Annotated in this window: 8 protein-coding genes and 1 pseudogene; 2 read left to right on the top strand and 7 right to left on the bottom strand. The window is 61.3% G+C overall.

The annotated features are described in order from the left end of the window. Window positions 1-256: 256 nt before the first annotated feature. Entirely contained in the window at window positions 257-1,351 is a 1,095-nt protein-coding gene (locus tag BMH52_RS23030; protein WP_014717269.1) for a PLP-dependent cysteine synthase family protein, read from the bottom strand. Between the two features lie 216 nt (window positions 1,352-1,567). Here BMH52_RS23030 and nhaA point away from each other — a divergent pair, with 216 nt between their 5' ends. Then, the gene (gene nhaA, locus BMH52_RS23025) at window positions 1,568-2,752 is read left to right on the top strand and encodes a Na+/H+ antiporter NhaA (RefSeq protein ID WP_019817842.1); all 1,185 of its coding nucleotides are present in this window, start codon (window positions 1,568-1,570) and stop codon (window positions 2,750-2,752) included. Between the two features lie 101 nt (window positions 2,753-2,853). Here the strand turns inward: nhaA and BMH52_RS23020 are convergent, their stop codons facing one another. The 6 genes from BMH52_RS23020 to dinG all read right to left on the bottom strand — a co-directional run bounded on the left by BMH52_RS23020 (window position 2,854) and on the right by dinG (window position 11,313). Further along, complete coding sequence (locus BMH52_RS23020) at window positions 2,854-3,318, bottom strand: glycine zipper 2TM domain-containing protein (protein ID WP_003189251.1); 465 nt, start codon at window positions 3,316-3,318, stop codon at window positions 2,854-2,856. A gap of 265 nt (window positions 3,319-3,583) precedes the next feature. Next, window positions 3,584-4,231 carry a pyridoxamine 5'-phosphate oxidase gene (gene pdxH, locus BMH52_RS23015; protein ID WP_014717267.1) on the bottom strand — a complete coding sequence of 216 codons (648 nt, stop codon included), beginning with the start codon at window positions 4,229-4,231 and terminating at the stop codon, window positions 3,584-3,586. A gap of 27 nt (window positions 4,232-4,258) precedes the next feature. Next, window positions 4,259-5,410, bottom strand: coding sequence for an OmpA family protein (locus BMH52_RS23010; RefSeq protein WP_073453855.1), 1,152 nt, complete (start codon window positions 5,408-5,410; stop codon window positions 4,259-4,261). Window positions 5,411-5,554: 144 nt separating this feature from the next. Beyond that, the gene (locus tag BMH52_RS23005) at window positions 5,555-6,700 is read right to left on the bottom strand and encodes an EstA family serine hydrolase (protein ID WP_014717265.1); all 1,146 of its coding nucleotides are present in this window, start codon (window positions 6,698-6,700) and stop codon (window positions 5,555-5,557) included. An 82-nt stretch (window positions 6,701-6,782) separates the two neighbouring features. Continuing rightward, the gene (locus tag BMH52_RS23000) at window positions 6,783-9,080 is read right to left on the bottom strand and encodes a beta-galactosidase (RefSeq protein WP_073845158.1); all 2,298 of its coding nucleotides are present in this window, start codon (window positions 9,078-9,080) and stop codon (window positions 6,783-6,785) included. Between the two features lie 88 nt (window positions 9,081-9,168). Further along, window positions 9,169-11,313, bottom strand: coding sequence for an ATP-dependent DNA helicase DinG (gene dinG, locus BMH52_RS22995; protein ID WP_014717263.1), 2,145 nt, complete (start codon window positions 11,311-11,313; stop codon window positions 9,169-9,171). A gap of 99 nt (window positions 11,314-11,412) precedes the next feature. Between dinG and BMH52_RS29725 the strand changes: the two are divergent. Continuing rightward, window positions 11,413-11,524, top strand: a pseudogene (locus BMH52_RS29725) (hypothetical protein); the annotation flags it as partial.

Below are 11,524 nucleotides of genomic sequence, written 5' to 3'. Positions count from 1 at the left end.
ACGGCCAGCATAAATCCCGTGTGAGAGCTGGCTTGCCTGCGAAAGCGGTGGTGCAGTTAAAGACTCGGTGACTGACACGCCGCTTTCGCGGGCAAGCCCGCTCCCACAGGGGATCTGTGCCGGGCGTTGATCCTGGGGGCAATACACGACCAGTGTGGGAGCTGGCTTGCCTGCGATAGCGGTGGTGCAGTTAAAAATTCAGTGACTGACACTCCGCTTTCGCGGGCAAGCCCGCACACAGTTGGATAGTGGGGTGTCAGATATTAGCGCGCAGGATGTTAGCGGGTAGCGCCTCACCGCGTTCGACACTCGCCGCAACCGCCGCGATCAACCCTTCCAGCTCATAGCCCTGCCCCGCCAGCCACGCTTGATCGTAATAGGTCGTGGCATAGCGCTCACCGCCATCGCACAAGATCGCAACGATCGACCCCGACTCCCCCGCCGCTTTCATCTGTTGCGCCGCCATCAGCGCACCGATCAGGTTGGTTCCGCTGGACCCACCAACCCGTCGCCCCAAACGCTCAGCCAGGTAATGCATGGCCGCCAGGGACACTGCATCCGGCACTTTGACCATGGCGTCAATCACCGCGGGCAGAAACGATGCCTCCACCCGCGGGCGACCAATCCCTTCAATCCGCGAGCCACAGTCCAGGCGCAGGCTGGCGTCACCACTCTGGTAGAAATCGAAAAACACCGAGCGTTCGGCATCGGCACACAGCACCCGGGTGCAATGCTGGCGATAACGCACATAACGGCCCAGGGTCGCGGTGGTGCCGCCGGTGCCAGGGCTGGAAATCAACCAACTCGGCTCCGGGTGCTGCTCAAAGCGCATCTGCTGGAAGATCGACTCGGCAATGTTGTTGTTTGCCCGCCAGTCGGTGGCACGCTCGGCGTAGGTGAACTGGTCCATGAAGTGCCCCCCGCTTTCCTGGGCCAGGCGTTCGGATTCGGCGTAGATCTGCGTCGGGTCCTGGACCAGATGGCTCTTGCCACCGTAGAAGGCAATCTGGGCGATCTTCTCTTGGGACGTGGTCGCGGGCATGACGGCAATAAACGGCAAGCCGAGCAAGCGCGCGAAGTAGGCTTCCGAGATCGCCGTAGAGCCGCTGGACGCTTCAATAACGGGGGCGCCCGGCTTGAGCCAGCCATTGCACAGCGCATACAGGAACAGCGAGCGCGCCAGCCGGTGTTTCAGGCTGCCGGTGGGGTGGCTGGACTCATCCTTGAAGTACAACTCGATGCCTGGCAAACCCGGTAATGGCAGCGGGATCAGGTGGGTATCGGCGCTCCGCTGGAAGTCCGCTTCAATGATACGAATGGCTTCGCGGGCCCAGGTACGGTGGTCGCTCATGGTGGGTTCTCTAAAGGTTTTCAGCGGTGATCTTAGGATGTTTCCCACACTTCACACAGATACAGTGACGACGCAATTGGACACACAATTGCTAGTCTTTAACCCACCGATGTTCCGGCCAACCCCTTATAACAAATAAGAATATAACTATTGTTTTAACAACTAACGGTACGGGTTAGGGTACCCACCTATTGAACCTGGATTGGAGAGCATCCCTTGCCTCTGCGTAGCACTTTCACCCGTTTCTTCCAGCTGGAAGCCGCCAGTGGTCTGTTGTTGATCGCCGCTGCCGCTTTGGCGCTGATTATCAACAACTCACCGTTGTCGCACCTGTACAACGCCTTTCTCGACACGCCGGTGGTGGCTCAGGTTGGCGCGTTGAAAATCGCCAAGCCGGCGCTGCTTTGGATCAACGATGGCCTGATGGCCCTGTTCTTCCTGTTGATCGGCCTGGAGGTCAAGCGTGAGCTGCTCGATGGTCACCTGTCCAAGCCTTCGCAAGTGGTGTTGCCTGGCGCAGCGGCCATCGGCGGCATGGTGGTGCCGGCGCTGATCTACTGGGCGCTGAACAAGGACAACCCGGCCGCCCTCGCTGGCTGGGCGATCCCCATGGCCACCGACATTGCCTTCGCTCTGGGCGTGCTGGCCCTGCTGGGCAAGCGCGTACCGGTGTCACTGAAACTGTTCCTGATGACCCTGGCGATCATTGATGACCTTGGCGCCATCATCGTCATTGCCTTGTTCTATTCCGCTGACTTGTCCACGGCATCCCTGGCGGGCGCGGGGGCGTGCTTGATTGCGCTGATTGCGATGAACCGCCTGGGCGTGATCAAACTGGGGCCGTATATGATCATCGGCCTGATCCTGTGGGTGTGCGTGCTCAAGAGCGGTGTGCATGCGACCTTGGCGGGTGTAACCCTGGCGTTCTGCATTCCACTGCGCACCAAAAATGCCGAAACCTCACCGCTGCTGAGCCTGGAACACGCCCTGCACCCGTGGGTGGCCTACGCCATCCTGCCGCTGTTCGCGTTTGCCAATGCCGGGGTCTCTCTGACAGGTGTCAGCCTGGAGAGCTTCACCCACTCCGTGCCCATGGGCATCGCCGCCGGTCTCTTGATCGGCAAGACCGTCGGTGTGTTCGGCCTCACCTGGCTGGCGATCAAAACCGGCATCGCCTCACTGCCCAGCGGCGCCAACTGGGGTCAGGTAATGGGCGTGGCGATTCTGTGCGGGATCGGCTTCACCATGAGCCTGTTTGTCGGCTCCCTGGCGTTTGTGCCAGGCGCCAGTGAGTTTGCCGGTGAAGATCGCATGGGGATTCTGACCGGGTCGATCCTGGCGGCCTTTATCGGGTATGCGGTGACGGCGATGGCAAGTCGCAAGAAAGCCGTCGTTGCATGATTGAAGTCAGTCAGTTGTAGGAGCGAGCTTGCTCGCTCCTACAAACAAAACCCCCAACCGGTCACCCGGTTGGGGGTTTTTCTTCGCCTGAAGCTTAAGGCTTAGCGAGTAACGCGGCTGGTACCGTCGACGGTCATGATGCGTACGCGGTCGCCAATGCGGAAGATTTCATTTTCCTGCACGGCTTGTACGTAAGCACGCATGCTGCCGTCGTCTTCGCGCACGGTGATTTCCACGCCCTGGGTACGGGTCAGGCCTTCTTCAGTGGCCGAGCCCAGCAGGCCGCCCGCAACTGCGCCGATCACAGCAGTAACGATGCTGCCTCGGCCGCCACCGATGGCGCTGCCGCCAACGCCGCCGATGACTGCGCCCGCGGCGCCGCCGATTGGGGTTTTGGTGCCTTCGATTTTCACCGGACGCAGGGATTCGATGGTGCCCATGCGAACGGTCTGTACACGACGCGCCTCATCACGAGAGTACGAGTCGCCGGTCAGACTCGAGGCGCAGCCACCCAGCAGCAACGACAGGGTGGTAAAGCAGGCAACTAGTAAAACGGACTTACGCATAGCATCAACTCCAAAGGACAGGTATTCATTAAACGCTGTGGCTTGGCGCGTGTCACGGCGCACCAGGCAGAAACTTGCTTTCATTCAGCCTGAGTACAGACTGCCAGCACCAGAGAACTCGACGAACGGTAACCAAGCCAGGGTACGGAACGATGCCATAACCGGCTCGATCAGTGTAGCCGCGCAGCCGAAAGCGTCCGAAGTCTCTTGAACAAAGACTTCGACGCAACGGTGTTGATTCAGGTGGGATGACGAAAGGTGACGCTCAGGGCGCCAGGCGCTCGCGGCACCATTGGCCGTCTTGCAAACGGTAGTTGAGGCGATCATGCAGGCGGCTGGCCCGGCCTTGCCAGAACTCGATGCGCTCGGGCAGTAAACGGTACCCTCCCCAATGCTCGGGGCAATCGGGCTGGGTATCGCTGAAACGCTCTTCAGTGGCCTTGAGCAACGCCTGCAGCTCTTCGCGATCACGAATGACCTTGCTCTGCGGAGAGGCCCAAGCACCCAAGCGGCTACCCAACGGGCGCACCTGGTAATAAGCATCCGATTCTTCAGGCGTGACCTTGACCACGCGCCCTTCAATGCGTACCTGGCGTTCCAGGGTGGGCCAGAAGAAGGTCATGGCCGCAAACGGCCGCGCCGCGAGTTGCTCACCCTTGGCGCTCTGATAGTTGGTGAAGAAGGTAAAGCCCTGTGCATCCAGGCCCTTGAGCAGCAGGATACGGCAGTGCGGGCGACCGTCCTGATCCACCGTCGCCAGCGTCATGGCATTGGCCTCCACTGGCGGCTGTTCGGTTTTCACCGCATCAGCAAACCATTGGTGGAACAACGCAAACGGCTCGTCCGGGGCCTGGGCCTCGCTCAAACCGTCCCGTGTGTAGTCACGGCGCATATCGGCCAGTGCCTGGGTCATGCGGCTTTATCCTCGTGGTTCAACAGCTCAGTTTTTCGCCTGGTCGTTCGAAGCGGGTGCCGCCTTGGCTTTTGCAGTAGCCGGCTTCTTGGCAGCCGGCTTGGCCGCAGCCTTTTTAGCCGCTGGCTTGGCCGCCGCTTTCTTGGCCGTGGCCTTTTTGGCAGGCGCTTTTGCCGCCGGTGCTGGTGCAGGCACATTCTGCACCGCGACCATTTCGGCTACGGGCGGGGTCTTGCCGGAGTTGTACTTGCTCAGCAGTGCCAACATCGTTGTACGCTGAGTGAACATGATTTCCATGCGACGGTTCAGCGCACGCCCCTGATTGCTGTCGTTGGCGGCACGCGGCATAAGGTCGCCCATGCCACGCAGCATCAAGCGATCCTGTTTCAGACCACTCAGGCTGAAAATCGAGGCAATGGACTGCGCACGCTCCTTGCTCAACGCCTGGCTGGCGGGAGCACTGCCAGTGGCATCAACGTGGCCCAGCACCAGTACGGCGGTCTTCGGGTCAGCTTCAACAGCCTTGGCCACCCGCGTGAACGGGCCCAGGGTCACCGGCAGCAACATGGCCGGGCGCTTCGGGTTGTAGGAACCGTCTACCGGAGCAATCACTACCAGGGTGTTGTCACGGCGCTCCAGTTGCAGGTTGCTGTCCTTGATGGCCGCACGCAGGCGTGGTTCGTATTCGTCCAGCCAGGCTTGGGTGACTTTCGGGTCAGGCATTTGTACGTTGGTCACATCGACCTTGGCCAAAGGCTTTGGCTTGCTTTCGAACGGCCACCACCAGCGCGGCTCGCTGTCGGTCTTGGCGACGACAGGCGCTGCGTCAGAGGCCGGCGTTGCCGCCTTGAGGTCGGCTTTCAGGTCAGCCTTGGCGTCGGCGGCTTTTTCTTCGGCGGTCTTGGTGGAAAACGGCCACCAGCTGTAACCGGTGTCGGCTTTGGCGGCCGGGGCAGCGGCAGCAGCGGTGACAGGTTCAACAGGCTTGGCACCGGCGGCCGGCTTGGCGTCGGGTTTGGCATCCGGCTTGGCGTCGGTCTGGGCCACTGGATCCTTGGTTGCAGCTTTGTCAGATCCAAATGACCACCAATGCCCACCTTCGGCATCATTTTGTGGAGTTTGTGCACAACCCGTAATAGTGAGGCACAGCGCCAGTGCCAAAGACTTGTTCGATAACATGAGATATCCACAAAATGAGAAAAAACCAGGGGGGTCGCGGGACCCGTTAAACAGACGCTAAAAGAACATTCAAGTTACAACATGTCGTTCAGCATCTTTTTTATACTTGCCTTTGTAACAAAAAATTGTGAAACAGCAAGGGGTTTATAGACAACCGGCCAATATTCCGACCAACTTCTGGGCCCGCGGGTCCATAAGTACGTAAGGCCCCAGGGTATTAGTCACGAAACCGAAGGCTACATCATGTTCAGGGTCGGCAAACCCGACTGATCCCCCTGCCCCGGGATGCCCGAATGCACGTGGCCCAAGGCCGAACGTGGCATTGGGCAACTGCGGTTGATCCAACATGCAGCCCAGGCCGAAACGGGTTTGGGTCAATAAGGTTTTATCCAGCCCGATACTGTGCTCGCGGGTCAATTGTTCGAGCATGTCGCTTTCCAGCAAACTACCGTCCAACAAACCACTATAAAACCCGGCCAGGCTGCGCGCATTACCGTGGCCATTCGCCGCAGGCTGCTGCATGCGCCGCCATTCGGGCTTATTAGTGCTGGTCAGAATAGACGGTGGGTTGGCAAATGCGCGGGTAGTCATCGCCGCAGGCTCGCGCATCATTACTTGAAGTAACCGTTGCGCGGCTTCATCACCGATAGTGCCTTTGCTGCGTGCGATATGGGCGACGCGATAAAACTCTTCATCCGCCAGGCCCACATGGAAGTCCAGCCCCAAGGGGCGTGCCACCCGCGCCACAATCGACTCCCCCGGCCCGCGCCCATCGGCGCGGCGCAACAGTTCGCCAACCAGCCAGCCATAGGTGATCGCTTCATAGCCATGGCCTTGGCCCGGTGTCCACCACGGGGCCTCCGCCGCCAGGGTATCGACCATCAATTGCCAATCGTACAGGGCCTCGGTGGGCAGCATTTCGCGGATGGCGGGCAGCCCGGCCTGGTGGCAGAGCAACTGGCGCAGCGTGATCGCGTCCTTGCCAGCAGCGGCAAACTCCGGCCAGTACTCGGCTACCGGCGCATCGAGCTTGAGCTTGCCTTCGGCCACCAGTTGCAGGGCAGTCACTGCCGTGAAGGTCTTGGTGCAGGAGAACAGGTTGACGATGGTATCGCTGTGCCAGGCCTCGGCACCGTCCTTGTCGGCAGTACCGGCCCACAGGTCGACGACGGTTTGCCCGCCGATCTGGATGCACAGCCCGGCACCACGCTCCTGAGGATCATCGAACAGGGCGGCGAAGGCTTCGCGCACCGCTTCGAACTGCAGCTCGTAATGACCCTGAATCTGCACCTAAGTCCCCTCGGAAAACACCATGAAAAGTGGTCGCCATTCTTTCAGCCATTGTAGGTTTTGTGAACCCGTCAACGATGAATCAATGACCGTTTCCAGCGTGTCCACCGGCATGCCCAGCGCCCTGCCCCGCGCCTTTGCCGTCGCGCCCCGGCTTGCCGGCTTCACTTTCACGCATCGCTTGGGTGGCCTTGGCTTTTTGCGCCTCACGGCCCAACTGGTCGAGCGCGGCCAGGTTGCTCTTGCGCACCGTCTCGACAAAGCCCTGGAAGGGTACATCGGTGATGCCGACCAGGCCGAAATGGCCGTTTTCACCATCCAGCAGACGCCCGGTTACCGGCTGGTCCAGGTACTGGAACCAGTGCACCCCGACAATCGACGGCTCGGCCACCGCCTGCTTGAGGAACGCGGAGTACGCCGCGCCGCGGTCTTCTTCGCGGGCCAGTTGCGTCACGCCGCCCCAGAACGGGCCACGGTCGGCAGAGCCAAAGTTGAATTCGGTGATCAGTACCGGTTTGTCCAGCGCACGCAGGGCGGCGAAGTCATACCCGTCCTGGGGTTTCAAGGTGTACATGTTGAAGCTCAGCACATCGCAATACTGCGCGCACGAAGCGACCGCTTCCGGCGTGCTCACCGCAAAACGGCCGCCCAGCAACAGCTGGTTGGGCGCGTGCCACTTCAACGAGTCGGAAATGGTCTTGAAGTAAGCATCGGCGAAGGTCTTCTGGAAATACTTGAAGTCGGCTTCGATCTCCGGGTGTTCAGGGCTGGGCATCGGCGGCTCAAAGCCGGGATCTTCCATCAGCTCCCAACCGGCTAGTTGAATGCCCCAGGCTTTGGAAAGGCCCTCTTCATTGCGGTATTTATCGCGCAGTTGCTTGAGGAAGGCGCGCTTGGCCGGCACGTCGGTGGTCATGCGCAGGGTGCCGTAGGCCAGGGCGTAACGGGATTTTGCATCCTCGCCGGGGCCGGCCCAGGCCAATTCGTTGTCGGCAAAAAAACCGATCAACCACGGGTCGTCACGATGATCGCGGGCCGCGATGGCCACGGCGCGTTCGGTGGCCATGGCGAAACGCGGGTCGAACGGGTCGGGCATACCGCCCCACCAGTCGGTGCCGGTACTGATGCTGGCATAGTCACCGACAATCGACAGCGGCAAGGTGTACGGCACGCGGTCGGCAGTGGCCAGGTCCGGATCGCTCCAGTTGCCGACGGTGTTGAAGCCCCAGGCTTGCAGGCGATCGAGGGTATGGGTCACCCAGCGTGGCTGGTCCAACGCGTCACCGCCGTAAGTGCGTTGCAGGTTGGCGCCGTAGAAATCGTACCAACGCCCTGAGCCAAAGCCGCGACCTTCGCCGGCGCCGTTGCCGGTGCGGCTGTCGTCGCTGCCGTAGTACTTGTCAAAGGGTTCGCCGGCCTCGGGCAGCGCCGCGAACATCCACTCGCGCCCCGCCACGTAGGTCTGGCTGTTGTCCGGCGCCACGGTGTTCACACCCAGGGAGTAGAACGGATGCCCGTCCGGCGTCACCAGGTACCAGCGGCCGTCGCGCTTCTGGGTGCGGAAAAAGCCGCTGGCGTCGAAGGCCGGGCCCTTCTTCCAGCCACCGTATTGATCCAGGGAGGACTTGTCCCGCTCGGCCAGCCAGGTCTTGAGCTGCTGTTGTTCCTTGGCGGCCGATGCCTTGAGTTGCTCGTCGTTGCTGACCTTCTCCGGCCAGCGCGCGCGGTTGGATTGGCCATAGGCATCCACTAGTTCAGTGTAGGCAGCCTTCAATACTGGATCGCTGTCCTGCACGCCAAAGCGCTCCAGCAGGATACTTTGGGCGGCATTGGGCTTGAGCATCGACAGGGTCACCGAGACCACCTGGCTGCGGTCGATTTCGCCGGCGCTGGCGGCCAGCAATACCCGTTGGCCATCCACCGTCATCGGCATCGGCGGGCCGGCCTTCATGCCCTGGCTCAGGGGAGCGTTGGCTTGCAGCGGGACGAGCAACGTCTGGGCCGGGCCGGCCGGCAGGTCGATGCGGCTGACGAGCGTCTTGCCGTCGGCGCTCTGCACCTTGACGTAAAGGGTCAGCGCCCAGTTCATTGCGCTCTGGATACGCAGGCTCATGGCGCTCGATTGCGACCAATCCCACGTCCCCGTCTGCGGGCTGAGCACCAGGCTCGGCTCGGCCGCTGGGTTGAAGGTGATGCGGCGCAGCACCTCGCCTTCGGGGGTTTGTTCGGCGTTGTATTGCGGCAGGCTGGCGTCCTGGGTCGCCACCTTGACCACATCGGCAGGCCGGACGAAGTTGAACAGCGTTTGTTGCCCCTCGGGCGCCGCCATCAAAGGCGCAGCGAACAGCAGGGCAAAAAGAGCAGGCAGCGTGCGGATCATACGAACAAGGTTCTCCCAAACGGCCGATGACTGGCCTGATGATAGTGATGAGATAGACCACAGAGTGGGCGAATCCGCCCACGGTGGCTTAAGAAATTTCGCGCCTGAACGGCGGCAAGGCATTGAGGATCGCCTTGCCATAGCGCTGGGTAACCAGGCGACGGTCGAGCAAGGTGATGGTGCCGCGGTCTTCTTCGGTACGCAGCAGACGCCCGCAGGCCTGCACCAGCTTCAGTGAAGCATCCGGCACCGAAATTTCCATGAACGGGTTGCCGCCCCGGGCTTCGATCCATTCGGCCAGTGCGGCCTCGACCGGGTCATCCGGCACCGAGAACGGGATCTTGGCAATCACCACGTGTTCGCAGTAGGCACCGGGCAAGTCCACGCCCTCGGCAAAGCTGGCCAGGCCAAACAACACGCTGGAATCCCCACCGTCGACCCGCGCCTTGTGCTTGTTCAGGGTTTCCTGCTTGGACAGGTTGCCCTGGATAAACACTTGCTTGCGCCAGTCGCGGTCGAGGCCATCGAACACGTCCTGCATCTGTTTGCGCGACGAGAACAGCACCAGGGTGCCGCGGGAGCCTTCCACCAACGACGGCAAATCACGAATGATCGCCGCCGTGTGCGCCGCCGCGTCCCGTGGGTCGGCCTTGAGGTCTGGCACCCGCAGCACGCCGGCGTCAGCGTGATGAAACGGGCTGGGCACCACGGCGGTGACGGCTTTTTTCGGCAGGCCGGCGCGCATGCGGAAGCGGTCAAAGGTGCCCAGGGCCGTCAGCGTGGCCGAGGTTACCAGGCAGCCGTAGGCGACGTTCCACAGGTTGCGGCGCAGCATTTCAGCGGCGAGGATCGGGCTGGCGTTGACCTCGATATCGAACAGCGCACCGCTTTCCGACAACGTCAGCCAGCGGGCCATGGGCGGGTTGTCTTCCGGGTCTTCGACGGTAAAGGCGGTCCACAGCTCCCAATTGCCTTGGGAACGAGACAGCAAACTGCCGAACAAGGGATACCACTCTTCGGCCTGGTTGCTGGCGATGCCGATATTGACCTCGCCATCCATGCCTTCCTTGAGCAAATCCGTCAGGCGGGTGAACAGGTCGGTCAGGCGTGAAAAGCCTTTCTTCAGCTCGATGCCCATTTCGCGCATGTGCTCGGGAATCATCCCGCCGACAAAACGGTGGCGCGGGCGCTCTCGGCCTTCGACGTCTTCACCGGGCTTGAAGTCCGCCACCTGCTCGCAGGCGCTGAACATGAATTGCTGCTGGGTCTTGATCTCGCGCGCCAGCTCCGGCACTTGCTCGATCAACTTGCCCAGGTCGCCGGGCAACGGGTGCTGGGCCAGTAACTTGGTGAGGTTCTTGGCAGTGGTTTCCAGCCAGTCGGCCGTGGAGCGCAAGCGGGTGTAATGGGCGAAATGGCCAATGGCCTTGTCTGGCAGGTGGTGGCCTTCGTCGAACACATAGAGGGTGTCGCGTGGGTCGGGCAGTACCGCACCGCCGCCCAGGGCCAGGTCAGCCAATACCATGTCGTGGTTGGTGACGATGACGTCCACTTTGCCCATGCCTTCGCGCGCCTTGTAGAACGCGCACTGGCCGAAGTTGGGGCAATGGCGGTTGGTGCATTGGCTATGGTCGGTGGTCAGGCGCGCCCAGTCTGAATCTTCTAGGGCAGTGGGCCAGCTGTCGCGGTCGCCGTCCCATTTGTTGCCGGCCAGCTTCTCGATCATGCTGGTAAACAGCTTCTGGCTGGCCTCATCCACCTCGATCTTGAAGCCTTCTTCTTCGAACAAGGAGGCGGTGGCGGTTTGGGCGTGGCCTTCCTGCAGCAATACGTCGAGCTTGGACAGGCACATGTAGCGGCCACGGCCCTTGGCCAGGGCGAAGGTAAAGCTCAAGCCGCTGTTGCGCATCAGGTCGGGCAAGTCTTTGTAGACGATCTGCTCTTGCAGCGCGACGGTAGCGGTGGCGATCACCAGGCGCTTGCCAGCAGCCTTGGCCGTAGGGATCGCAGCCAGGCTGTAGGCCACGGTCTTGCCGGTACCGGTACCGGCCTCGACGGCCACTACCGCAGGCTCACCCTCGCGGCGGCCTTCGTCGTCGGTGTCGATATCCCCGAGGACTTTTGCCACTTCGGCGATCATCAGGCGTTGGCCGTAGCGCGGTTTCAAGCTCTTGGCTTCGAGAAAACGCGAATAGGCGCCCTGGATCGTGGTTTTGAGTTCAGTGCTGATCATGGATAGTCGGGCGCAAAAAACGCTGGATAAATTTTCAGTGGTTCGGATCGGCCGCTATCATACCCCGCTAATTAATCCCGCGCAGAACGGAGTACCACAATGACCGCGTTTAGCCTTGCTTATACCCTGCATGTACTGGCCGCCTTGATCTGGGTCGGCGGCATGTTTTTCGCCTGGATGATCCTGCGCCCCGCCGCCATGGCGGCGCTTG

Origin of the sequence: Pseudomonas sp. BTN1, from assembly GCF_001907715.1 — a bacterium.
GTDB lineage: Bacteria > Pseudomonadota > Gammaproteobacteria > Pseudomonadales > Pseudomonadaceae > Aquipseudomonas > Aquipseudomonas paracarnis.
Note: the sequence above shows the minus strand (reverse complement) of the source record. Positions and strands in the feature narration are given on the sequence as shown.

What these genes read in the sequence shown, in the direction of transcription:
- BMH52_RS23010 (WP_073453855.1), bottom strand. Translation starts at nt 5,410, where the DNA reads ATGTTATCGAACAAGTCTTTGGCACTGGCGCTGTGCCTCACTATTACG.
- pdxH (WP_014717267.1), bottom strand. Translation starts at nt 4,231, where the DNA reads ATGACCCAGGCACTGGCCGATATGCGCCGTGACTACACACGGGACGGT.
- BMH52_RS23020 (WP_003189251.1), bottom strand. Translation starts at nt 3,318, where the DNA reads ATGCGTAAGTCCGTTTTACTAGTTGCCTGCTTTACCACCCTGTCGTTG.
- BMH52_RS23000 (WP_073845158.1), bottom strand. Translation starts at nt 9,080, where the DNA reads ATGATCCGCACGCTGCCTGCTCTTTTTGCCCTGCTGTTCGCTGCGCCT.
- BMH52_RS23030 (WP_014717269.1), bottom strand. Translation starts at nt 1,351, where the DNA reads ATGAGCGACCACCGTACCTGGGCCCGCGAAGCCATTCGTATCATTGAA.
- dinG (WP_014717263.1), bottom strand. Translation starts at nt 11,313, where the DNA reads ATGATCAGCACTGAACTCAAAACCACGATCCAGGGCGCCTATTCGCGT.